Here is a 22,957-nt window from a genome sequence, read left to right as displayed (position 1 = left end):
TGTCGGGGTAAAGAGCGGCGCCCCCCGATGAGCCGGCAGGCAGCGCAACTCACCCGTATTTGTACGTGATCCCGTAACCTCCCTTCGGGTACACCCACTCGATGTTGTAGTAGGGGCAAGCGAGTCGGCAGGTGCCGCATTCGATGCAACTCTCGTACGCTACGGACGTCATGCGCTCTTGGTCGTGCCAGAGGTAGACATCCGATGGACAGAAGAAATTACAGGGCTTGTCGGTGCACGTGGCACAGACGAGCTGATCTTCAATCACTAGGTGTGACTTGTCGTCTGCCTTGTAGCGAATGGTGAACAGCCGTTCTTCGATACTCTGGCTCATCCGTTCATCGCCCTCCAACCTTTGATGCCAAGCCGAAGTAGGTCCATGTTGCCGCCAGCTGCCTCACGGAGCAGCCGCATCGCCGCCTTCTGCTTTTGCTTCTTTGAGACTCCGTCGACCAGCAGCATCTGATAGATGGCTTCGTTGAGTGCGTTCGGGAACTTGTCGAACAGTTGCTCCGAGTCGCCAGACCCGAGCAGGCCGTGGACACCCCGGTACTTCTTGAGGTCTCGGTGGATGAATGACGCTTTAATTGCTGTGTTGTATGCATCAAGGGTGTGAGAGGTGAAATCCCCTCGCCTGTGCGCGGCAATGGCCGTCTCGCCGGCCAGTCGGCCTGACGTCACCGCGAGGTTTGTGCCTTCGCGGTGAACCGCATTCACCATCTGCGCGGCATCACCGCAGACCATCCAGCCGTCCCCGGCGAGCGGCGGCATGGAGTCGAAGCCGCCTTCCGGGATGAGGTGACCGGAGTACTCTTTGACCTCTCCACCTTGAATCAGTCGCGCAATCATCGGGTGTTGCTTCACGCTGTCAAGCACTTGGTACGGTTTGATTCGCTTCTCCCTCAAATCGTTGACCATGACACCGACGCCGAGCGATAGGGTGTCTTTGTTCGTGTACAGGAATCCGAGGCCAGCCATGCCGGCTGTCTGACCGATCAGCTCAATCGTGCACCCTTCATTGTCATCCAGGTTAAAGCGGTCCTGAATCGTCTGCTTCGGCAGCGAGATGACTTCTTTGACTGCGAGCGACACTTGGTCTGGCTGCCATTCTCGGTGCAGCAGCAAGGACTTCCCGAGCAAGGAGTTGACCCCGTCTGCAATGATCACGATGTTGGCATGCAAGTCGCCATCCTCGCGGTCGGTACGCACTCCGACAACGTGTTCATCCATGCGCAGCAGTTCGGTGACAACGGTTTCATAAACTGGCAACGCACCAGCCTGTTCTGCCTTGCTCGCAAACCACTGGTCGAATTTGACCCGCAGGCCGGTCCAGCAGTTGGGGGGGTCTTGAAACCGAGTGTCCCGGTAGCCAAGGGTTACGGCGCTGTCCTCACCGAGTACCCACAGCCGTTGCTCCACAATCGTTCGTTCGAGTGGGGCCTCTTTCCAGAACTCCGGCAACAAATCCTCCAACTGTTTGCGGTATAGTACGCCGCCGAAGATGTTCTTCGCACCCGGAAATTCGCCGCGCTCAATCAGTGCGACTTTTAGCCCGCCCTTTGCCATCGTGTACGCAGCCGCCGTACCGGCAGGCCCGGCGCCCACCACAATGGCGTCAAAGCGTTCATCTGCCATAGTCTCATCTCCAATGGTCTCAGGCGTTCACCGACATGTTCGTGGGGATGGCATCACCTTTTCGTGCCCGAACCGTTTCGATGAGCGCCGGTACAATCTGAAACAAATCGCCGACAAGGCCGTAGTTCGCGATCTTGAAGATTGGCGCATTCGGGTCTTTGTTGATAGCCACGATGCAAGTGGAGTTTTGCATCCCAACGACATGCTGCACAGCTCCCGAAATGCCAACGGCAATGTACAGCTTCGGGCGGACGGTCACGCCCGTTTGGCCAACCTGATGGTCGTGGTCAATCCAACCGAGATCGACAACGGCCCGAGACGCACCTACGACACCGCCCAATTCCTGTGCGAGTTCCTCTAGGAGGTTGAAGGCTGCCGGACTGCCGAGGCCTCGACCGCCGGCAACAATCACGTCTGCGTCTTGCAGATTCACCCGCTCGAATGACTCTATAAATTCGATTATTTCCGTTGAGATTTCATGCGCGGACATTTGCGGTGGTACAGGAATGACTTCGCCCGTTCTCGTCGGGTCTCGTGGTAGTTGCTCAAACACTCCAGCGCGCGCTGTCGCCATCTGCGGCTTAAACTGTTTGCACAGAATCGTGGCCAGCATCTTCTCCGAAAACGCGGGACGGCTAGCCAAGAGCAGGCGGTCTTCGTCTACGTCGAGTTGTGTGGAGTCAGCGGTCAGGCCCGTCGGGAGGTGGGTCGCGATGGCGCCAGCCAAGTCGCGGCCTGTGTTCGTCGCACCCATGAGCACAATCTCTGGTAGGTACTTGCGGATCACGTGTAAGCACACGCGGCTGTAGGGCCTCGTTCGGTAGTGGTCGAGTTCCGGTGAGTCACAGAGGTACACTTTGTCGGCTCCGTAGTAGACCGCCTCTTGCGCCAGCTGCGACACCTGGTAGCCCATGACCAAGGCGAGAACCTGGACATCGAGCTTCGCCGCCAAGCGTCTCGCCTCACCAAGGAGTTGCAGCGAAACGGGCTTTGCGATGCCCTTTCGCTGTTCGACAACGACAAGGACGCCACGGTAGCGTGACCAGTCGACGTCGCCCTCCGGTTGTAGGCCAATCATCGGTTTGCGCTTCTTCTTTGCTTCAGCCAATCTGTTACCTCCTTACGCCAAGACCGAATTCTGAAGCGATCCCAACGTGTAGAGCCGGTCGGCCAACTGGTTCGCAGCCGCCTTGCTGTCGCTAGTGTCCAGAAACTCGGTGTCGACCTGTTTGGGCTCGGGCACCCAGGTCTTGGAGACAATCGTCGGCGAACCTTTGAGGCCGATTTTCGACCGGTCGATGTCCGGGAAGTCGTTGGTTGTCCAGACAATGGGCTTGTAGCGGATCCCGCGCAGCACTCCAGGCAAACTGGCACGCCGCGGTTGGTTGAGTTCGGCAAGCGCCGTGATCAGAACAGGCAGCTTGGCCTTGACGCGTTCCACGCCGTCCTCCAGGTGCCGGTGAACGACGATCTCACGTGTGTTGATATCTAAGTGTTCCGTCTTTTCCACGTACGTCAATTGCTCGATGTCCAGGCGACAAGCCACGCCTGGCCCGACCTGCCCTGTGTCGCCGTCCAGTGTCTGCTTGCCACAGAAGATGATGTCGACGGGTCCCCAGGTGTCTTCGACCTTCTGAACGGTCAGAGCCACCACGTAGGAAGTTGCCAGTGTGTCTGCGCCGGCGAATGCCCTGTCGCTGACTAGAACGCCTTCGTCGGCGCCCATCGCAATACATTGGGAGAGCGCTTTTTCGGCAGTTGGCGGTCCCATGGTCACGACCGTCACACGCGCCCCGAACTGGTCTTTGATGCGCAGGGCCTCTTCCACGCCGTGCAGGTCAAAGTAGTTCACAATCGCGGGTACGCCCTGGCGAACGAGTGTATTGGTCTTGGGGTCAATTCTTATCTCGCGACTGTCCGGCACTTGTTTAATGCACGCGACAATATGCAGCATCCAAACCCTCCTTTCCCGTACTGAGGTATAACGACTGGGTATGCAGGCGGTACACGCCCGGTACATGTATACGTCGCTACTGATGCGAAAATAACGGGGATTAGATATAGGGAGCACGGTTCGATGATTTTGTATTGAACTGGCAGGATAAATGGTGGAGACGCCGAATTTAGTGGAAAATATTACGCATGCGAACTGTACGGGCGGTCATCGCTAATAGACGAAATGTTACAGTATCCGTGTCGCAGTTCGGCATAAAGTTCTTTCGACGAATGGGGATACGGACGTGCTACAGACTGCTGGCGAGAAGGTTGCCGATTATCTTGAGACCAACCGCTCGCTACTTCTTAACAATTGGTCGAGCAAAGTGATTGTGGGAGCAACTGACCCGTACAAGGATGTCGTCAGACTAAATGGCTCGCTCATGCTTGATTTAGTCATAGCGTGTTCTAGGGATTTGCGCGTTGATGAGGACAGTCTTCGTCATTTCGCGCAAAAGGTAGCAATGGAGCGAATTAAATCAAACGCGAGTATTGGAGACTTTATTTACAACGTGACCATCGGTCGCAGTGAAATTTTAGACCACATGATGCGAGTGGATTTGCCGATGGACGCTTTGCACCCGGTTTGGCACACGATCAATGGGACATTTGACACCTTCCTCTACTTTGCGGTTCACCACTACACAGACATCAACAACCGCAAAATCGCGGAGCAATCGTCCTTCATCGAACAGTCACACAAGGACAAACTCACGATATTAGGGCAGATGTCCTCCAGTTTTGTCCATGAGTTTCGCAACCCTTTGACTTCCGTCATCGGCTTTGTACAACTCCTACAGGAAAAGTATCCAACACTGGAATATCTGGATGTGATGAGCAAAGAACTGAACGAACTGCGCTTTCGAATCAACCAGTTCCTGCTCGTATCGAAGAGAGGTGACGACCACAAAGAGCGGTCAGATTTTGAAATGGACCGAGTCGTAGATGAAACTCTGGAGTTTTTGTACCCGATGATCGTCAGCGCCCGTGTGACAATTACCCTGGACGTTGATGATTCCATTCATTTGCGCGGATACCCGGACGAGATCCGGCAAGTTTTGATCAACATCATCATGAATTCGCTCGACGCACTGTCAGCTTGCAAGGAAAAGCAGATTACCATTAACGCCCACACGCATCCGGGCCAGGTCATCCTCAGCATCTCAAACAACGGCCCACCCATCCCACCGCACATGATGCAAACTATCTTTGAGCCGTTTGTGACGAGTAAGGAACTCGGGACTGGGATTGGGCTGTACTTGTGCCGAAAGATCGTCCTGCGCCACAATGGCGCGATTGAATGTGAATCAAACGACGACGTAACTACATTTCGGATTACGTTGCCGAACACTTGATATTCTGCTCGGCAGTTACTTTTTGTCCAGTGTCTCGTAGTGTCGTTCCCCGGTCGACGGGTTATACCACACCTGCTGCGTGATATTGGTCGTGGGGTCCACGAATACTTCGTTTGTCTTTACGAAACCTGTCGGCGGGCCTTGATTCTGCTTGGAGCGTAGGCGCTTTTTTCGGCCCCACCACGTGGCGACAATAGCGAGGACGACGATGACCGCCTCAAGCACATAGTACGATACTAAGAACTTCCATAACTCGGTCATTCTTCGCGCACAACGACGGCAGTTCCGTAGGCGACAACTTCTGACATCGTCTGTCCCACTTCGCTCGAATCGAAGCGGGCCATCACAACCGCGTTCGCCCCCATGTTGTGTGCGTTTTGCACCATCCGGTCGATCGCGCTCTTTCTCGCGTCCTCGAGCATCTCTGTGTACTCCTTGATTTCCCCACCCGCTAGGCTTCGGAACGCTGCTGTAATGTTTCCACCGATGCCGCGGCTGCGCACGACCACGCCAAAAACATGCCCAAGCACCTGCTCCACCTGATACCCTCGAATGTTTTCCGTTGTCACTACTAACATCTAGCCCACTCTCCTAAGCTCTATTTGCCGCGGCAGTGGTTGTTCCGCATGCCGTCATCCTGATGGCTTGATTATATAGCAGTAGCGTGCGGCGCGCGCGACCCGCGTACCCCGCGCGGCCCGGAAGTGTCGATAAGGATCACATAGGTCTGCCCGCGCGGCCCGGAAAAGTCGAAAAGGATCACATAGGTGGGCCCGCGCGACCCGGAAAAGTCGATAAGGATCACATAGGTGGGCCCGCGCAGCCCAGAAGTGTCGATAAGGATCACATAGGTGGGCCCGCGCGGCCCGGAAGTGTCGATAAGGATCACATAGGTCTGCCCGCGCGGCCCGGAAAAGTCGAAAAGGATCACATAGGTGGGCCGGGGCGGCCCGGAAAGGACTCGAGTGACCTCGTTCGGGCTCACTTCCATCACGTGTTACAATGGAGTTATAAATGCGCCCGTCGCCAAGCGGATAAGGCACAAGTTTCCTAAACTTGCATGCGCAGGTTCAATTCCTGCCGGGCGCGCCACAGACGTACACTAAAGCGGTGCGCGCGACAAACTCCATCGAGTCCGCCGTTGCGCACCGCTCGTTTACCCCTTTGACGCGCCAAGCCGTTGCCCAGCCGTTGCCCAGCCGTTGCCCAGCCGTTGCCCAGCCGTTGCCCAGCCGTTGCCCAGCCGTTGCCCAGCCGTTGCCCAGCCGTTGGCCAGCCGACCCCCCAGCCGACTCACCCAGCCGACTCACCCAGCCGACCCCCCAGCCGTTCGCCCTTTAAGCAGGTTTTCTGGCGTTTGCGGCGCTAATTCGAACGGGAGTTCTGCGCCACTGAATCAACGCCCCGCTCCAAACGCCATGTGCTGTGCGAGAGAAGACAATGACAAAACATCCCCAGAGAATCAGCAACTGAACGAGTCCGACAATCGTGAAGAACGGGTACCCCACAAGGTGACCGAGGGCATAAGTTCCACTGGTGAAACTGCCAATTGGGAAGACGTAGCTCCACCAGCCCATATGGAACGGCAAGCCTTCGCCGCGTTTGCTGAGGTGAAGGAAGGTGTGCATGCTGGAGATCACGATCCACCACACACCGACACCCCACAGAGCGATGGAGAAGGCCATCCCAAGCGCGTGCAGAGCATTCCCGTACGGTCCCAAAATGGCGTGTGTCGTAACTGGTAAGGTGCTAAAGGTGCCCATTGACATTCCAATCGGCCCAATTTCCACCCAGAGGCTAGGGGCTGCTTCTCCACTGAGCCGTTTGTGGTACACCAACCTGGCGTAGACCAGTCCGCTCACCATAATGAACAGGAAAAATGTGGTTCCGAACATGGCCAGAATCAGAGCAGTTACGGAGAATTGCGAGTTCGTGCCGCCCCAGTACGGGATCAGGTTGGCGCCCGTAGCCGCTGCGACAATTGGTGGTACAACGGGAATCAGCCATGTTGCCAGGGCTTCGTGTTGCTTGACGTCATGTTCAGTGAACAGTAGATAGGGCACAACGATGACCGTAAAGATCGAAACGATGGTGCCAGCCACCCAGATTGCCTTGCTGATCTCGATGGCCATGGCGCTGTTCAGAATGTGTGTGCCAACTAATAGGTAGTCATTGCCAACGACGTTAATGCCCATCGCGAACGCACCGTAAAAAAGCGCTCTGCCTGGATGGCGAAAATCGTCCAACGCCTCGTGCGGATGAAGTATCCAGCGCATGAACCAGAGCAGTAAGGCTACAGCAAAGACCACATTTAAGACGGCAAATAATACTTCACCAACCGGGTGCTGGAATGGGATTGGGAACGGAGATGTATAAGTCAACCCGGCAACTATCCCCACACCCATCACCGTGGTGAACCAGTTTGGCCCAAATTGTTTAATCACGCTCATCATGTCTACCCCCTCGTCTCGTGCAAGAACATCGTATGTCTCTGTTTAAAATAAGTAAAATACTTAATTGACATAAATACGATAAGTAATATATTATAATAAGCCAAGAAAGCACAGACCGGAGTGATTGATCATGGATCAGCAACTGCTGGTATTCGTCACGGTGGCCGAGGAGCGGAGCTTTACGCGCGCGGCGGAAAAACTGCACATCAGCCAGCCGGCGATCAGTCAGCACGTTCAAAACCTCGAACAACGCCTCGACGTGACACTGCTCGACAGAACGAACAAATACGTGCGGCTCAACAAGGCAGGTGACGTCGTGTATCACTACGCGAAGGACATCTTGGGCCTTTACGAGCAAATGAGTCGGCTTGTCCAGGACCTGAAGGAAGATGCGAGCGGTCCACTGTCCATCGGTGCCAGTTTCACGTTTGGAGAATATGTACTCCCACATGTGATCGCTGAGTTCCGGCGCGAGTACCCGAAAATATCGCCGAGTATCACAGTGGAAAACACACAAACAGTTGCTGATCAGGTGGCGCATGGACAACTGGATGTTGGCGTCGTGGAGGGGAGTACCATTCGCGTCAATGGCATTCACTCGATCCCGTTTGCAGAAGACACAGTTGTGGTCGTAGCCGCTAGTTCGCACCCTCTCGCATTGCAGTCAGTGGTAACTCCGGAGGAACTCTCTGCGGAAACGTGGATTGTCAGAGAAAAAGGCTCCGGTACGCGGGAAATCACCGATCACGTGTTTGAGGCATACGGAATCCATCCGACAAACCTGATTGAGTACAGCAGCACGCAAGTCATCAAGGAGTCAGTCGAAGCCGAACTCGGTATCACCATCTTGTCGAAGTGGTCAATCCGAAAGGAATTGACGTGTAACACTCTGCAGGTAGTTTCATTTTCTGATTCTCCGATTACAAGACAGTTCTCGATTGTGGTGAGGAAGTCTGACTTTGAGACCAAATCCGTGAAGCTGTTCCAAGAGTTCCTCCAATTGAACTACGCCACCTGACTCAAATGGACTATTGAACTCAATATACCCTAGTGGGTATAATTTGGACGTAATCCAAGTAGTCTTAGCAACCCGAGGAGAGAAGGAGATTGTCGTGAAGTCTATTGTCAACGAAGGCAGATTCGACCGCTTCCTTCGAATCATTGTTGGGCTCGCCCTCGTCCTCGCTGGATATGAGGTCACCAGTCACACGTTCGCCATCATCCTCTACATTGTCGGGGCTGTAGCGCTGCTCACCGGGATCATTGGGTTCTGCCTAATATACCGGCTGTTCGGGGTGAATACGTGCCCGGTCAAAACCAAGTAGGATGCAGTAGTTTAAATCGATGACTTCACACGCACTAGCCACAGGCGATCCGTAAACGGACCGCCTGTGTCCGCACTTAGCCATGACTGCAACCACAGGCATCTTCTTTTCCCCTTGCTTCCTCGATTGCCTCCCAGCCTTCTTTGACCACGTAGTAAACGAGTGCCAATGCGGCTATGGAGTCAATCCACCACCATCCTAGAGCGGCCGTCAGAACTACGCCAGCGATGAGAATCCATGACATGTACGCGCAGACCATACTACACGAGCCGTCCGAGCGAAGTGCCTGACTGCCAATCTCCGTTCCGATTCGCTTCTTGGTTCGTGACAAGTATGGCATGATGACGCCGGATGCAACGGCTAAGCCCAATCCAAGGTAGCTCGGTTCCGCCCCTTGATGGCTCACCAGTTTTATAATGGATGCGACAACGATGTAGGCTGCGAGTAACAGCAAAGCGATACCCACGACCCATGACGAAGTCTTCTCTGCCCGTTTGACCTGAGCGAGGCTTGCTCCACGGAACTCGATGGTCAACCGCCAAAGCAATACGCCGCCTGCGACGAGTTCAATGACGCTGTCCGCGCCAAAGGCAGTCAGAGCTAAAGAGTGTGCAATGGCTCCTGCACCAATTGCGACTACTGCTTCAATGACCATCCAGACAATAGATATCACTTCAATGTTTACGCCCTTGCGAACCGAAACGCTGTGCACTGGGGTTGCCATTAGCCACGCACCCCTCTGTCTTCGTGCGCACAGTAATTTACACAATCGGCGATGCGCTGTGCGTTATCCGAGACAACCTCATCAGCAACATCCAACAGTGACAAGATTTTCTCATCTGCAATACGGTAGTGAACATGTCTCCACTCTTGACGGTTCAAAACCAATCCGCAGTCCTTCAAACACGCCAAATGGTTTGAGACGTTACTTTGTGAAAGCCCAGTCTCTTCACTCAACATGCTGACCGTTTTTTCACCGGCACGAAGTACCAAAAGCAACGCCAAACGTGACGGGTCTGCTAAGCCCCGAAAGAACTTCGCCCGCACGGCTAACCCTGGGTCGGTTACCACACTCATGTCCTCACCTCGACAAGTCATCATCTTATTATTTAATAATATGAAAAGGGACCTAAATGCCACAAGGGAAAAATTCTTTGCACTGTGTCTCTATGCATAGGCAATTTGCCGGCCCTTATCGAGAGGCTGTCAACATCGCACTGGACTACAGCCTTACAGGCTGCACAACGGTGGTTTAAGCATGAACGGTGCGCATTGTTGCAACGTTAATTGCACGGTAATAACAATGACTCCCGCTACAGAGCTGCCTGTAATGCTGTCAGAAACTCGGACGAATGGTCGACTCTGATGAGAATGTTAGTTACGAACTGCTTCCTGCCCAAAAAGGATTCTGCCGCGACCGGTTCCTTTACTTTTATCGCGATTTGTGGAAATTCGTGAAATGCCTCCATGAACCTCGGCAAAGGAAGTACAGCTGCAATGAAGCGGTCTTGGGAAGTTCCCATAGTTCGAGGGTCGAATGCTTGAACACCTTGTATTGAGCGCATGGGAATGGATACCCGTTTGCGTAAGCCTACATTAATCACCAACCGATCTTCGGATACGGATATACCTGTTGACCGAATAGCGTTGTAGTCACCGATGATCCATACGATACTGTAGAAGTGCAGTCCTGTTGATACCCACGCCAATATTGGGTTAAAACTGTGTAGCCAGAAGTGAAGGGCGATTCCTTCAATAATTTGTTCGTGGAGCATCACAATAAAGAATCCAAAGTATGTACTGCTTTTATGCAGCGTGAACTGGGCATTCACCGCCCGTGCTCTGCCCCAACCGAAGAATGCGAACTTCCAAATGCGCAGTTCTCCAACGACAAAATGCAAAACTCGACTGCTTTCATACGTGACGGCTACACTTTCTATAACCGCTGCTTTCAAGGTCATACCCGTTCTAAGCAGCCCTCTTAACCTAAAGAACATGACGACCAATTCGTACAAGAGATAGCCCCAAAGCATAAACTCCATCACGAGGAGAAACGCGACTACTCTCTTCAGCAGCATCACATCCATCCTGGGACGAGGGAGCTAGATACTGTAATACTATCAAATCCGATGAGCAGTGAATATTGCGCACTTCTGCCCGCTCCTGCGACAAGTATGTCGTGAAGCGTCTTATGGTGTCGGCTTTTGGACATATGAGGCAGCTAGAACAAAGTACTTCTTGCGTTGACACCCCCTGTCATTGACGATATAGCTAGGGGTAAGGACGCAAGGGGGGAAGAAGTGTTGGTGCTCGACGACGAAGCGCGCGCGGTGACCCACCACAACAACCGAATTACTCTTCTCCCCAAGGAGTTCGACTTGCTGCGGTTCCTCTACGACCATCCCAACCGCACGTTTTCGCGTGAAGCTCTGCTGGAAGCCGTTTGGCCGATGGACGCGCCAGTCGATCGCACCGTTGACGACCACATCTACCGCTTGCGCAAGAAACTCGCGCCCCTGGCCAGTGAACTCACCCTTGAGACCGTGCGTGGTAAGGGGTACAAACTGGTACTCCATCAGCAAGCTCGATACGCAGCGGAGAACGCCAAAAATCCACTGCTCGGCAACTCAGAGTACCGCAGGCAGATGCGCGATTTGTTCAACTCCTACGTGTTGCACGGAACCGGTCCAGGCATTCGTGCCATGGCTGCCAACCCGGCGGTATTCGGGGTGGACCGCGACGTGATTCTCCGTTCAAGGACACGTTACATCCAGGGTGACTACAGCGAAGTCCTAGTGGATGACGGTACGCCCATCGGTGAGCGGCTGGCATCGCTTCTGACCACGTACCGGTACATGCAGTTTGACTACAACAAGACGCTCTTCTTTACAGAACGATCCGTCGACAGTTATTTGCTGCGGACTGAGCACCACATCGAAACCATCACGTTCGACCTGCCGTTTCTTTACCTGCTAACCGGGCAACGCGACAGAGCACTCTCGAGGATGGCCGATTCTGTACTCTCCTATGAGGCGATGCCGGACTATCTCGACGGATACCTCGGCCTTGTCCGCCTTCGGGATGCGATGTTTGCTCTGTACACGGGCGCTTTTGACGAACTGCGAGATAAACTCGACGTCGCGGAGAAGACCATTGCCAAGCTGCAGTGGCAGCGCGAAGCCGGGTACCTGCTCATCCTGCAGGCGATGTGCGCGTGGGCGGTGCAGTCCGACGAGCAACAGGCGAATAGGTTACTGGACCAGGGTCTTGACCACCTGCGAGCCATCGGCTTCGTGCACTACTACATCGGGCGTGTGCATGAACTCCTCCACTTTTTTGATACCGTCTATCCGAATCGGCGTCTGCACAACAAAGTGCTGCAAGTGTGGCAGGAACTTTCGAAGCAGTACAAATTTCCACAGCTCGTCCACGCGTCCAAGAAGCAATTGACAGGCATCCTCGGCGAACCACAAGTCCTCTGATATTCCTCTGACAAAAAGGCACTATGCTCAGTCTAGCAACCCCTGGGAGTGAGCTTTGGTGTCGATTTTCAAGAACCGCAACTTTACAATTCTCTTCTCCGGCCAACTTGTATCGAGCATCGGCGATAACTTGTACTCGATTGCCCTGCTCTGGTACGTGCTCGACTTGACTCACTCCAAGGGTGACCTCGCAGTGACCGGATTTGCCACCACGCTGCCGCCGCTCCTTGGCGCGTTTATCGGCGTCTATGTGGACCGTTGGCGCAAGCAGACCACGATGATTGCCTCTGACATTGCACGAGCCGGACTCCTGCTCTTGTTGTATCTGATCACGACGATGAACACACCGCACTTCGCCTGGATTGTGGCTGTGGTGGTCGCTGTCGAATTGGCAGGTACGTTCTTCTCGCCCGCGTTCTCCTCGCTGCTGCCATACATCGTGAGTCAGGATGAGATGGCGGCGGCATCCGGGATCAACATGTCAGGTAGTGCCTTTGCCTCACTTGGCGGGATGATTGGCGGGGGCGCGCTGCTGGCGTTCATCGGAGCGACGCGGCTGTTTCTCGGCGATGCGCTGTCGTTTATCGCATCGGTCGTGAGCCTCACATTCGTTCGCAGCCCCGAGGTCAAGCGAACGCGAACAGCGGACACGAACGTGATCAAAGAGTGGAAAACCGGCATGCGCATCATCCTGAAGTCCCGCTATCTGACGCAGTCCGGACTAACTTCGATGGTCAACAACTTCTCGCTGTCGGCGTTTGGCATCGTCATCACCCCATGGGTCAAAGACACGCTCCACGGCTCGGCGCTTGTACTCGGGATGATTTACGGGGCACTGCTCGTCGGCATGATTCTCGGCGGACTCCTCGCCGGCCACGCTGGCAGGCGGTTTCGCTACCGGATGATCGACTTCGTGACGTTGGTTGGGCTCGGCCTTGGCGTATCGCTGGCGGGGGTGTGGGCAAACGTGTACTGGGACGCCGGGGTGCTGTTTGTCGCGGGGTTAATGCTCGGCGTGGTGGACGGGATGGGCGGTGCTGTGCGGGTGCTGATGATCCCGGAAGATGTCCGCGGCCGCGTCTACTCCACGCTGTCGACAGCCTCGCGGATGGCGATGCCGCTTGGCGTCGCGGTGCTCGGCAGCCTGTTGTTGTACCTGCCGACAGGCGACGTGCTGATGTTGACCGGCGTCAGTCCCATCATCGGCGGCTTAAGCTACCTGTTGCCGTTCTCGAAGCGGGCATTCGCCGAAATCGACGCCAATCGCAGCCTCGGCCGGGTGGTGCCGGAACGTGGTGAAGTCATGTGATATGACATACGGCCACGGATAAATTCTCACAAAGGCTGCTCCCGCGGCAAGTTAGGCTATCATAGAAGATAGACTTGACCGCGGAGGTGCCGTATGCTTCAACTTCGGAACGCGAAAGTCACCATAACGCTCATCGTGATCAACATCCTCTGGTTCATGGTCGAGCTGCACAACGGCTTCACGACGACCGGGCTGCTGCAATCCGGAGCACAGGACTACACGGACGTGGTCATGGGTGGACAGTGGTGGCGCGTGCTCTCGTCCATGTTCGTGCATGGCGGGTACGCGCATATCGCCATCAACATGATCTCGCTGGCGTCCCTCGGCGTCGTCGAGATGTTCACAGGCCGCCTGCGCTACCTCATCATTTATTTCGCGTCCGGCATCTGCGGCAACCTCGCAGAAGTGTTGCTTGGCAGCCATCAGGCGGTCAGTATGGGTGCGTCAGGGGCCATCATGGGCGTGTTTGGCATCGCGCTGCTTATGGCGCTGCACAAAAACCTCCCGCGAGGCGTGCTCTATCAGTTGCTGTTTTGGCTCGTGCTGAACTTTGCCATCGGATTTTCTACGACTGGTATCGGCAACATCGCTCACATCGGCGGGTTGCTGACCGGGGGCATTGTCATGGAGCTTGTGGTTTACCGCGCATCCCGAAAGTTTTGGACATGGTTGATTGGCCTTGCGACGCTGCTTGCCACGCTGGGACTAGCTTCCACCATCGCGTATGGGGGAACGAGTGATACTGGGACGAGCGTGTCGCGCCTGATTTCTGACCAGAACAAGCTCGTGCTGATTGAGCAAGAGACGGTAAATGCGTTCAACGGCGCCGGAAAAGGGAGCATATCTCCTGCAAGTGCGCTGAAGACGTACAAGAGAGAGCAGGAGTCCCTGGTAGCTCTGCTTGCCACAAGCGAATCGCACCGACAACAGGCGCCGAAACCATTGGTCCCCGTCTTCGACAAGCTGTACCAGGGGGAGTCGGCGTGGTCCAAGGGACTGGCGCTGTTGATTCAAAGTGGTGGCCACGCGAGCTCGGCGACGTATAGCCGGGTTACGCAGTTCTTTAACCAGTCAGTAGCAGCGGACAACGCAATGTACAAACTGGCGCAGCCGTACGGAGTGCAGCGGGCGGGGGGGTAGGCGCTGTCGTTGCGCAAAGCCTCTCGTCGCCTTGGTGTCTCGTCAGGTTAAGGTCAGTTTATGTCCTCGGCGCACCCAATTAAACCCCGTTGTAAAGGCTGCTATCCCAATCGAGGAAACTATTACCGAAAGGTTTCTCCTGTTTAAAGACGAACCCGCATATATGGGAGAACAAATCTGCATCGGTAAAACATCTCTCTCTCGCCACAACATCTCTCAGTCGCTGTTTGATTGCCAGAAACATCAAATTCGTACATATTGCCCATCACGCTCACAAAGGAGAATTAGATGAACCCGATCCGACGCCTGACGATTGCAGGATTGACCGCTTTCACACTATTCACCCCGACTGCCTTTGCAGGCACTACTCATCAGGTCGTTGAGACGAACCATGGATGGGTGACGTACCACAGCAGGGCGCAACTCTCGAGTCCCGTGCTGGGCCGTCTCGACCTTGGACAAGAAGCACCACTTGTCAAGAAGGCCAACGCCTATTGGTATGAGATTGATGTCAACGGACGTGATGCCTACATCACTACGAACCGCAACTACACGCATGTTGCGAACACCACCTCGTCAACTCCAGCACCGTCACCGTCACCGTCACCGTCACCAGCGCCAGCGCCCACTTCTTCGCAAGACGTGATTCACGTGACTGCCGGAAACGGTGTCCCAGTCACCATCAACCTGGCGGGAGACACCACACAACAGCAGGCGCTGATTAAGGCGGGCTTGACACAGCTTGGGGTTCCATACAAGTGGGGGACACAAGAGGCCAATGTCGGTTTCGACTGTAGCAACTTCGTCGCTTGGACGTACAAGCAGATCGGGATTTCATTTAGCGGTTCGTCTGTCTATCAACGCTTCCACGTTGGTTCGCCAGTGACGATTGACGCCACCGACAAGACCAAGTACCTGCAACCGGGCGACTTGTTGTTCTTTGCGAATGCCGCAGCGCCGAACGGTCAAGGCCATGTCGGAGTGTATATTGGCAACGGTTTAATCATTCAGGAAGGCGGCGGACGCGGCAAAGTCACAGTCGAGTCGTTGAACAACAGCCGTGCATGGTTCGGGCGTTCCCTTGTGTTCGCAAGACGCGTGCTACAGTAACGAGTCATGTCGCGTGTTACGAACTCTACGACTTTTTGCGAGCTCTACGACTCAGCGCTTATGGGTCCGCCACCACAGGAAGCGATACAAATTGACCTATGCACACCGGTGGCCGCTGCACGCGACTAAATCTCTACCATTCCGCGCTTCGCTGCCAGCAGCACCGCCTGGGTTCGGTCGAGCACACCAAGTTTGCTGAGGATGTGGCTGACGTGGACCTTGACGGTTTTCTCGCTGATCCCGAGCGTTCCTCCAATTTCTTTATTGGACAGACCATGTGCCATGGCTTGGAGGACATCGTGCTCACGATCGGTTAGGGGCTCCGCGGCGGCAGAATCTCCAACTGCCTGTTCAGAATGCACGCGTGGCAGTCGCTCTGGTTGGCTCGCCTGTGTCGCTGCCCACGCTGTTTGTTCCATCACCATACGTCCTGCGGCCGCCTGACGAATGCCTCCGAGCAAAAGGTCGGGCGGTACGTCCTTGTGCAAGTATCCGACAGCCCCAGCCGCCAGCGCGGAAATGGCCGTCTCCCTATCCTGAAACGAAGTGAGGGCGAGCAGTTTGAGGCCTGGCCGCAAATTGCGCAGACGCCGAATGGCCTCGACGCCATCGACCGGCCCTGGCATCTTCAAGTCCATCACAACCACATCGACTGCCAAGTGCGTGTCCTGCAGAACTTGCACGGCCGCCTCGCCAGTGTCGAGTTCGCAGACCACCGTGATGTCACCTGCCAACTGCAAAAAAGCGCGCAGTCCTTCACGAACGACCGGGTGGTCGTCGACAATAGCGACGCGGATGCGGGTGTTTTCCTCGCTCATTTGCCCAGCCCCCCGGAAGCACCGTACGGAATGTCAATCACCACGCGAGTGCCGCGGCCCGGTTGCCCGTCGATCGCCACGGTCCCACCGATCGCAGCCGCTCGCTCTACCATCGTACGCGTGCCAAGTCCCCTGCCAATTGCCACGAGCGGGCAGCCAATGCCGTCGTCCACGACTGTGATAAGCAAATTGTCGTCCGTCTTGTCAACCAACACTCGAATCGACTGGGCATTCGCGTGCTTGAGCGCGTTGTGCAGAGCTTCGTCGACGATCGCGAGCAGCGTCGCGCGCACGAATGGCGCAGGTTCTGGCATGGTTGATGCTGACAGCACCAACTCCACCTTTGGCTTGGGCTGCATGGCTAGAGTCGAGATGCGGGCCTGTAGGTCTGCGAGCAGTGATGTTTCGTCATCAAGGCGGCGAAGCGCCCGCACTAAATCGCGCATCTCCTGCTGGCTCTCGGACAACAGTTGCCCAACCCGCGCCACCGTCACCTCGGCATCCGGACTTTGCAACTCCATCTGCGCGGTAGCAGTTCGCAGCAGCAGTTGCGCTGAAAACAGGCGCTGGCTCACAGAGTCGTGAAGTTCCGCCGCAATGCGGTGCCGTTCCTCGAGGTAGGCGTGGCGCATCGCCTGCACATGCGCGTCCGCACCGGCGTACGCGGCGGCGAGCTGCCAGGCGAACGCGTCGAGGAGTTCTTGGTCCGCCGCGCTAAACGCGTTTGGCAGCGGGCTTTCCAGTCGAAGTTCATACGCTGTCAGCGGCAGCGGTGTCGATACGGCGGTGTACGCCAGTGCCAAGAGGATGCTGTCGCAGTCAGCGGCAGGCGGGGCTTGATTATCTGTCTCCTCGGCGGTAGTAACCGTATACACATACGCGCCTTCATCTTCACTTGCACCCGGCTTCGCCTCGGCCACCGCGACAATCTCGGCACTCCCAGCGTTATCGCTCGTTACGCCGCACGCCGCGTATCCGAATTTCTCGACAAACGACTCAAGCGCACGTTGCAACAGCGTCTGCGGTGGAGTCGTCCTAACCCAGGCTGCAGCAATCTCTGCCAGTTGCTGCAACCGCGTCGCCTTGTCACGCACCTGTTGAAACAGGCGGGCGCGGTCGACAGCGACAGCGACTTGCTGCCCGACCGTCTGCAGGAACGCGAGCGCCGCTTCGTCAAACACGGTGCGACCTGGAGCGGCGAGGTTTAAAATTCCCAGCGAGTTGCCTTTGCTGCGCAGCGGAATGCTGGCGTGAAAGTGCAGGTTGCCCGTATCGCCAACGGCCGACTTGAGCCGGCTGCAACGGACGATGTTGACGGCTTCGCCGAGCTTGCCTTCCACGAACTGGTCCTGACACTCGCACCACCCGGTCCGCAGCCTCGCCTGCTGACACTCGTCGAGCGCGGGTGGCAGACCGCTCGCGCCGACTTCGACAAATGACCGCTTGTGCTCGTCGAAGCGGAAGGCCCACGCCGTCTCGAGCCCGAGCGCGTCGCCGAGCATCGGCAGAATCGCCTCCATTGCGGCGGAGATGTCGTTGGCTTGGTTGAGCGCCTCTGCGATGTCGCGAAAGACTCTGATGCGGTCTGGCGCCTGTTGAAAGCCGCGCTCCTCCATACCTATCCTCCTCAACCTGTGGCCAGTCCCGGCCCATGTAGTTCCAGTTTACACTACAAAATCAGGTTGGAGTCTCCGAACTCGTGCCACAGGTACCCGCGCGCAATCGCCTCTTCATACGCCGCCCGCAGCCAATCGGGCCGCACGAAGGCATACAGCATCGCCAGGTGACTCGTTGCGTCGTCGTGCAGCCCAGTGATGAGGCCAGTGACGGTCGGAACCGGATTGTCCGGCGTGATCACGATAGTCGTCCAACCGGCCTTTGCTTCGATGACAGGCCGCTCTGTGTCTGTCGCAGCGGCCAGGGCGCGCACCACAGTGGTCCCTGCCGCGATGACCCGGCGACCCTCACGGTTCGCCCGATTGACGACTTGCGCGGTAGCCTCTGAGACACTGAACCACTCGGGTAAAAATGGGTGCCGAGCAAGCGGTCCTGTCACCTCGTGACTCGACACGCCCGTGTGCAGCGTGATGTCGGCGATGACGACGCCTTTTTGCCTGAGCGCTTCTACAACGCGGTCGCTGAACGGCCGCGCCGCGGATGGCATTTCTGCCGACCCGGGGTGTTGCGCAAACACGGTCTGATACGCCTCAATCTCTGGTTTCGACTGCAGATAACCGTAGCGAATCGGCTGCCCCAATTGCTCCGCCACCCGCCACAGGTTGTCGTTCGTCTCGACGTACCACAGGCGGCTGTCCGGGTGAAACCGGCCGATGACGGTGGCGCGGGTACCGCCGATGAGCAATTGTTCCCCGGTCTCGAATAAACGCGTATCGGCTTCGCCGGCGACCGTCCTGCGCTCCACCACGAAGGTACGCGGCGTCATGCGGAGTGCGACGTGGATTCGCAGCGGTTCGCCCGTGACGATGTTCGTGGCGGGCAGACTGGCTGGCAGTGTCCTCGAGGTGTTGACGACGACCACGTCGCCGGGGTCGAGGTAATCCGCCATCTTGTGAAATCGCACATGCTGAGTCTTTCCCGTGGATTTGTGCAGCACCAGTAGTCGCACTGCATCCCGCTCCAGTCCGCGCTCCTCTGGTGTTGTCGTCGCCGGAAGCGGCTGCGCAGACAAGTGTAGGGACAAGTCGTAGGGTTTACTCTGAGCCGAACTCGCTAGGATGCTTTCATCGCACAACACCAGGTCATTTTGAAGGTGCGCCATCACGCAGTCACCTCCATAAGTCCGTCTCGTGTCACTTGCAGGCGGACACCGTTCGTAAACAGGAATTTGTTTTCGCCTTTCAACGGCTGAAACAGCGCCAGCAACGCAGCAGCGACCGCAGCGGGGGAAGTCAGCCCCTGTGCGCCGGGGTCGGCGGCGCGGTGCATGGCGGTGTCCATGTCGCCCGGATCAACACTGTGAACCAGTATGCGCTGGTCAGCAAGTTCAGCAGCGAGCGTTTTGTGAAACAGGTCGAGAGCCGCTTTCGACGCGCCGTACACACCCCAGCCCGGATAGCCACCGACGGCTGCGTCGCTTGAGATGCCAAGGATGAGGCTCTGCGTCTGTGTCGCAAGGTGCGGTAAAGCCAGCCGGATGAGTTGCAGCGGCGCAAAGACGTTGACGTCGAACACCTGCGCTTCATTTTCTGTCGTACTGTCCGTCACGCTTGGCATCGGCAAAATGCCGAGCGTTGAGGCGTTGTTGACCACGGCGTCGATGCGTCCAAACGTCTCGGCTGTCTTAGCAATCAGCGCGCGTTGAAAATCGCGATCGGCCACGTCTCCAGGCATGGCGAGCAACCGGGCAGGGTCGCTGTCAACGCTTTGACCGAGCTGTTCGCCGACCACGCTATTGCGGTGTTTGCGGGTCAGTAGCATCCGGGCGGCTTCAACGTCCGCCCCGGTTCGCGCGCAGAGCGACACGGCAAAACCGGCGTTCAGTAAGGCCTGTGCCAGTGCAAGGCCAAGCCCCTGAGTTCCACCCGTGATGACGACGACTGGCGTGTTGGATTGCTTTTCGACCTTCGAATTTACTGCTGTCATGTGAAGCCCTCCTCCTCGGTTGCATTTCGATGACTGTCGTGAGGACCGTGCAGAGTCTCCCGCCAATCGACTTGCTGTCACGAGCGTAAATCCGCGAGGGGTCGTGAGGCGTCTGCGCAAAGTCGTAGTCCGGCCTACAACTTTGGTCGTACGACAGGGTAGGGCCCCGAGGTGAGGTGAAGGCTGCAGGTAGTGGGGTGCGGCGTGTGGTCACGAAGTTGCCACAGGATTGGCACAGAACCCTCATGACTGGGTCGAGATCGAGTGTTTACAGTGAATCGGGCGCGATGGATGATTAAAAATGAGCAAAATGGCGCTTGTAGAGTGGTGAACAGTATGGTGACTTATTGGACGATGGTCTTCAGCCTAGGGCTCGTTGTTATGTTCGGTTTTGGCATTTTGAAGCTGTATACGAAGCTTGAAAAACTTGCGCACGAAGATGCGCCGCCCGTCGCTGCGAGCACAGGGTCCGCGATGAATAGGCGAGACACCCCATTTTCACTCACCGTCTCGCGCCGAACCATGCAGTCCGCATTAGGCGTGATGTGGTTACTTGACGGCATTTTCCAACTGAAACCCCAGATGTTTAGCCAAGCGTTTATCCAGCAGGTGATACTCCCAACCAGTGACGGACAACCTGTGTGGATCTCGACGATGATCCACTGGGGCGCCCACGTGGTTGCGGGAAACCTTGTCGTCTGGAACTCACTGTTTGCGCTTGTACAGCTGGCACTCGGGGTGGCCCTGATGTTCAATGTGAAAGTCAGGCAAACCATTGTCGCGTCGCTCATCTGGAGCGGTATTGTCTGGATTTTCGGCGAAGGGACAGGACAGCTCCTGACGGGTCAAACGCTCTTGCTGAACGGCGCGCCTGGCGCCGTGGTCATTTACGCTCTCGTAGGGATTGCGGTGTTCCCGAAGAAAGGAAGAAATAGTCGGGAATGGCAGGGTAGTTCTGTTCGATTTGCACAGGTATCACTCGCTGGGCTGTTGGCTCTTGGCTTTGTACTACACCTACAGCCAGTGTATTTAACTGCAGGCGGATTGCGGCAGGCGATTATGGTGCCGTGGTTGGCGCAGGCCTTGAATAGTCATGGAGCGGTGTATTCGGTGGTATTGGGTTGCATCGAACTCGCCCTCGCCATCATGCTGTTTTTTAGGATTCGACTGCGCGTTGCCGTTTGGTTATCCATCGTGCTTTTTACTCTCTACTGGTGGGTCGGGCAGTCGTTTGGTCAAATCCAGGACCCGTTAGCCACAGACTTTAACTCTGGGCTGCTGTTGGTTTTGTTGGCGATATGTGCTAACCCGGAGTTACTTGGGCATCTGCAAAGCAACCGTGAATGCTTGGAGGGAGATCCCGCCTGAGCTGCGATGGGAAGGTTGTCATCGTCACGGGCGGTGGACAAGGTGCAAACATAGTGATCGACGGCGGCATGACGGTTAATATGATATCCGAAGAGTAAATCTAAGGAGGGGTTTTACCGTGGGGAAAAAAGTGTTGTTAATTCTGTCTACAGCGGAAAAGGAAAAGGCGTTAGCGGGTACACTGTATGGCATCAATGCGATCAGAAACAAGTGGTTGGAGGAAGTTAAGGTCTGTTTTTTTGGCCCATTTGAATCGCTGCTTGCCGAGGACGAGGAAGTGCAGCAGGCTATTGCGATGCTGGCTGAGTATCAGGTGCCAGTCGCATGCAAATTTATATCCGACAACAGTGGAGTGACGGAAAAACTCGCGCAACTTGGGATCCAACTGGAATACGTCGGACAGACGGTGTCAGACTACATAAATGACGGGTACGTACCTCTCGTGTTCTGAAGTCGTTTTAGCCGAACTTTCGTATGCGCCGAAGAGTTGATCAGGTCGCTAAAACGCGCGGCAGAGCCCGCTGGCGCTGCCGCGCATTGCGAATATCCCACCCGAAGTCATGTGGCCATACGCTCGTTCTATCTCACAACTGTTTAAACCGCAAGTACCAGCTCTTGTAATCGTACCCTTTCTCTTGCGCTTCCTGCTCTGATTCCACTGCAGATGCTTCCACAGGGGGAGGGACGATGACTGGGTCGCCGGGGTTCCAGTTTGCAGGAGTTGGAGTACCGTGCGTGTCCGTGGTTTGAAGCGAATCGACAAGCCGCAGGATTTCAGAGATGTTACGGCCCGCGCTCATAGGGTAGTAAATCATGGCGCGCAGTACCCCTTTGTCGTCAATCACGAATACAGAGCGGATAGCTGATGTGTTGGAAATACCCGGATGAATCATGCCGTACAGTTTTGCTACCTTCATGTCCAGGTCGGCAATGACCGGGAACGGAATTTTCTGACCGAAAATGCGCTCCAAATCGGTTATCCAGGCTAGGTGCGAATGGACACTGTCGATCGAGAGGCCGAGCAACTGTACATTGCGCGCTTCGAATTCGCCAGCTCGGGCAGCAAAGCCGTGAAACTCAGTGCTGCATACTGGCGTAAAGTCTGCGGGGTGGGAGAACAGCACAACCCACTTGCCACGGTAACCACTCAGTTTTTTTACACCTTGTGTGGTCACAGCTTGAAAATCGGGCGCTGGTTCGTTGAGACGAGGATACGGGGACGAAGTTGCCGGCTCTGTGGTTGACAAGAAAACACCTCCAGGCACAATACAGACGATTACTGATAACTTTCACCGGTTGCCACACTCTTATTCAAGGACGCATAAGAACGGGATGACAGAGCGGCAGGTCAAAGGGCGCTGCCG

At 55.9% G+C, this 22,957-nt stretch carries 26 protein-coding genes and 1 tRNA gene; 10 read left to right on the top strand and 17 right to left on the bottom strand.

The features are described 5' to 3' along the window. Window positions 1-49 precede the first annotated feature (49 nt). From JC200_RS11100 to JC200_RS11085, 4 genes are read right to left on the bottom strand one after another with little or no spacing between them, the layout of a single operon-like run. Complete coding sequence (locus JC200_RS11100) at window positions 50-334, bottom strand: ferredoxin family protein (protein ID WP_274436315.1); 285 nt, start codon at window positions 332-334, stop codon at window positions 50-52. After that, window positions 331-1,635 carry an FAD-dependent oxidoreductase gene (locus tag JC200_RS11095; RefSeq protein ID WP_274436314.1) on the bottom strand — a complete coding sequence of 435 codons (1,305 nt, stop codon included), beginning with the start codon at window positions 1,633-1,635 and terminating at the stop codon, window positions 331-333. Before JC200_RS11095 ends, JC200_RS11100 begins: the two co-directional genes overlap by 4 nt. Window positions 1,636-1,654: 19 nt before the next feature. Further along, the gene (locus JC200_RS11090) at window positions 1,655-2,743 is read right to left on the bottom strand and encodes an electron transfer flavoprotein subunit alpha/FixB family protein (RefSeq protein ID WP_274436313.1); all 1,089 of its coding nucleotides are present in this window, start codon (window positions 2,741-2,743) and stop codon (window positions 1,655-1,657) included. 12 nt (window positions 2,744-2,755) lie between these two features. Further along, entirely contained in the window at window positions 2,756-3,589 is an 834-nt protein-coding gene (locus JC200_RS11085) for an electron transfer flavoprotein subunit beta/FixA family protein (protein ID WP_274436312.1), read from the bottom strand. 286 nt (window positions 3,590-3,875) lie between these two features. Between JC200_RS11085 and JC200_RS11080 the strand changes: the two genes are divergently transcribed. Continuing rightward, window positions 3,876-4,985 carry a histidine kinase N-terminal domain-containing protein gene (locus JC200_RS11080; RefSeq protein ID WP_274436311.1) on the top strand — a complete coding sequence of 370 codons (1,110 nt, stop codon included), beginning with the start codon at window positions 3,876-3,878 and terminating at the stop codon, window positions 4,983-4,985. 15 nt (window positions 4,986-5,000) lie between these two features. Here JC200_RS11080 and JC200_RS11075 read toward each other — a convergent pair whose 3' ends face one another. The 3 genes from JC200_RS11075 to JC200_RS11065 form a co-directional block, all read right to left on the bottom strand. Beyond that, the gene (locus JC200_RS11075) at window positions 5,001-5,246 is read right to left on the bottom strand and encodes a hypothetical protein (protein ID WP_274436310.1); all 246 of its coding nucleotides are present in this window, start codon (window positions 5,244-5,246) and stop codon (window positions 5,001-5,003) included. After that, window positions 5,243-5,563, bottom strand: a complete 321-nt coding sequence (locus tag JC200_RS11070) for a YbjQ family protein (RefSeq protein ID WP_274436309.1) — start codon at window positions 5,561-5,563, stop codon at window positions 5,243-5,245. The genes JC200_RS11075 and JC200_RS11070 overlap by 4 nt, the downstream gene beginning before the upstream one ends. A 71-nt stretch (window positions 5,564-5,634) precedes the next feature. After that, on the bottom strand, window positions 5,635-5,970 hold the full coding sequence (locus JC200_RS11065) for a hypothetical protein (RefSeq protein ID WP_274436308.1): 336 nt from the start codon (window positions 5,968-5,970) through the stop codon (window positions 5,635-5,637). Window positions 5,971-6,001: 31 nt separating this feature from the next. Here JC200_RS11065 and JC200_RS11060 point away from each other — a divergent pair. Further along, a tRNA-Arg gene (locus tag JC200_RS11060) sits at window positions 6,002-6,077 on the top strand. Here the strand turns inward: JC200_RS11060 and JC200_RS11055 are convergent. Then, window positions 6,056-6,295: a hypothetical protein gene (locus JC200_RS11055; protein ID WP_274436307.1), complete on the bottom strand. Its 240-nt coding sequence runs from the start codon at window positions 6,293-6,295 to the stop codon at window positions 6,056-6,058. The genes JC200_RS11060 and JC200_RS11055 overlap by 22 nt on opposite strands. A gap of 27 nt (window positions 6,296-6,322) precedes the next feature. Next, a complete protein-coding gene (locus JC200_RS11050; protein ID WP_274436306.1) occupies window positions 6,323-7,435 on the bottom strand; it encodes a TDT family transporter in 1,113 nt (370 codons plus the stop codon). 133 nt (window positions 7,436-7,568) lie between these two features. Between JC200_RS11050 and JC200_RS11045 the strand changes: the two genes are divergently transcribed. Both JC200_RS11045 and JC200_RS11040 read left to right on the top strand, forming a co-directional pair. Then, window positions 7,569-8,456, top strand: a complete 888-nt coding sequence (locus JC200_RS11045) for a LysR family transcriptional regulator (RefSeq protein WP_274436305.1) — start codon at window positions 7,569-7,571, stop codon at window positions 8,454-8,456. Window positions 8,457-8,550: 94 nt separating this feature from the next. Next, entirely contained in the window at window positions 8,551-8,763 is a 213-nt protein-coding gene (locus JC200_RS11040; RefSeq protein ID WP_274436304.1) for a YgaP family membrane protein, read from the top strand. 76 nt (window positions 8,764-8,839) lie between these two features. Here the strand turns inward: JC200_RS11040 and JC200_RS11035 are convergent, their stop codons facing one another. The 3 genes from JC200_RS11035 to JC200_RS11025 all read right to left on the bottom strand — a co-directional run bounded on the left by JC200_RS11035 (window position 8,840) and on the right by JC200_RS11025 (window position 10,841). Beyond that, on the bottom strand, window positions 8,840-9,487 hold the full coding sequence (locus JC200_RS11035) for a cation diffusion facilitator family transporter (RefSeq protein ID WP_274436303.1): 648 nt from the start codon (window positions 9,485-9,487) through the stop codon (window positions 8,840-8,842). After that, window positions 9,487-9,840, bottom strand: coding sequence for an ArsR/SmtB family transcription factor (locus JC200_RS11030; RefSeq protein ID WP_274436302.1), 354 nt, complete (start codon window positions 9,838-9,840; stop codon window positions 9,487-9,489). The genes JC200_RS11035 and JC200_RS11030 overlap by 1 nt, the downstream gene beginning before the upstream one ends. A gap of 236 nt (window positions 9,841-10,076) precedes the next feature. Further along, a complete protein-coding gene (locus JC200_RS11025; protein WP_274436301.1) occupies window positions 10,077-10,841 on the bottom strand; it encodes a hypothetical protein in 765 nt (254 codons plus the stop codon). Window positions 10,842-11,063: 222 nt separating this feature from the next. On the opposite strand from JC200_RS11025, the gene JC200_RS11020 reads away from it, so the two are divergent. The 4 genes from JC200_RS11020 to JC200_RS11005 all read left to right on the top strand — a co-directional run bounded on the left by JC200_RS11020 (window position 11,064) and on the right by JC200_RS11005 (window position 15,804). Beyond that, window positions 11,064-12,245, top strand: coding sequence for a winged helix-turn-helix domain-containing protein (locus tag JC200_RS11020; RefSeq protein WP_274436300.1), 1,182 nt, complete (start codon window positions 11,064-11,066; stop codon window positions 12,243-12,245). Window positions 12,246-12,303: 58 nt separating this feature from the next. Continuing rightward, the gene (locus tag JC200_RS11015) at window positions 12,304-13,554 is read left to right on the top strand and encodes an MFS transporter (protein WP_274436299.1); all 1,251 of its coding nucleotides are present in this window, start codon (window positions 12,304-12,306) and stop codon (window positions 13,552-13,554) included. A 93-nt stretch (window positions 13,555-13,647) separates the two neighbouring features. Then, on the top strand, window positions 13,648-14,694 hold the full coding sequence (locus JC200_RS11010) for a rhomboid family intramembrane serine protease (protein ID WP_274436298.1): 1,047 nt from the start codon (window positions 13,648-13,650) through the stop codon (window positions 14,692-14,694). A 288-nt stretch (window positions 14,695-14,982) separates the two neighbouring features. After that, window positions 14,983-15,804: a C40 family peptidase gene (locus JC200_RS11005; RefSeq protein ID WP_274436297.1), complete on the top strand. Its 822-nt coding sequence runs from the start codon at window positions 14,983-14,985 to the stop codon at window positions 15,802-15,804. 125 nt (window positions 15,805-15,929) lie between these two features. Here the strand turns inward: JC200_RS11005 and JC200_RS11000 are convergent, their stop codons facing one another. Genes JC200_RS11000 through JC200_RS10985 form a run of 4 tightly spaced genes read right to left on the bottom strand, consistent with a single transcriptional unit; the run spans window position 15,930 to window position 20,225 of the window. Then, window positions 15,930-16,622: a response regulator gene (locus JC200_RS11000; RefSeq protein WP_274436296.1), complete on the bottom strand. Its 693-nt coding sequence runs from the start codon at window positions 16,620-16,622 to the stop codon at window positions 15,930-15,932. After that, window positions 16,619-18,238, bottom strand: coding sequence for a GAF domain-containing sensor histidine kinase (locus tag JC200_RS10995; protein WP_274436295.1), 1,620 nt, complete (start codon window positions 18,236-18,238; stop codon window positions 16,619-16,621). The genes JC200_RS11000 and JC200_RS10995 overlap by 4 nt, the downstream gene beginning before the upstream one ends. 53 nt (window positions 18,239-18,291) lie before the next feature. Further along, complete coding sequence (locus JC200_RS10990) at window positions 18,292-19,401, bottom strand: S-adenosylmethionine:tRNA ribosyltransferase-isomerase (RefSeq protein WP_274436294.1); 1,110 nt, start codon at window positions 19,399-19,401, stop codon at window positions 18,292-18,294. Next, on the bottom strand, window positions 19,401-20,225 hold the full coding sequence (locus JC200_RS10985; RefSeq protein WP_274436293.1) for an SDR family NAD(P)-dependent oxidoreductase: 825 nt from the start codon (window positions 20,223-20,225) through the stop codon (window positions 19,401-19,403). Before JC200_RS10985 ends, JC200_RS10990 begins: the two co-directional genes overlap by 1 nt. Window positions 20,226-20,561: 336 nt before the next feature. Here JC200_RS10985 and JC200_RS10980 point away from each other — a divergent pair, with 336 nt between their 5' ends. Together JC200_RS10980 and JC200_RS10975 are read left to right on the top strand one after the other, a co-directional pair. After that, on the top strand, window positions 20,562-21,593 hold the full coding sequence (locus JC200_RS10980) for a hypothetical protein (RefSeq protein WP_274436292.1): 1,032 nt from the start codon (window positions 20,562-20,564) through the stop codon (window positions 21,591-21,593). Between the two features lie 118 nt (window positions 21,594-21,711). Beyond that, window positions 21,712-22,044, top strand: coding sequence for a hypothetical protein (locus tag JC200_RS10975; RefSeq protein WP_274436291.1), 333 nt, complete (start codon window positions 21,712-21,714; stop codon window positions 22,042-22,044). A 133-nt stretch (window positions 22,045-22,177) separates the two neighbouring features. Here the strand turns inward: JC200_RS10975 and JC200_RS10970 are convergent, their stop codons facing one another. After that, the gene (locus JC200_RS10970; protein ID WP_274436290.1) at window positions 22,178-22,840 is read right to left on the bottom strand and encodes a peroxiredoxin; all 663 of its coding nucleotides are present in this window, start codon (window positions 22,838-22,840) and stop codon (window positions 22,178-22,180) included. Between the last annotated feature and the right edge of the window lie 117 nt (window positions 22,841-22,957).

The sequence above is a fragment of the Alicyclobacillus sp. ALC3 genome (assembly GCF_028751195.1).
Lineage (GTDB): Bacteria > Bacillota > Bacilli > Alicyclobacillales > Alicyclobacillaceae > Alicyclobacillus_L.
The sequence above is the reverse complement of the archived record's forward strand: the minus strand, read 5'-3'. Positions and strand labels throughout refer to the sequence as shown.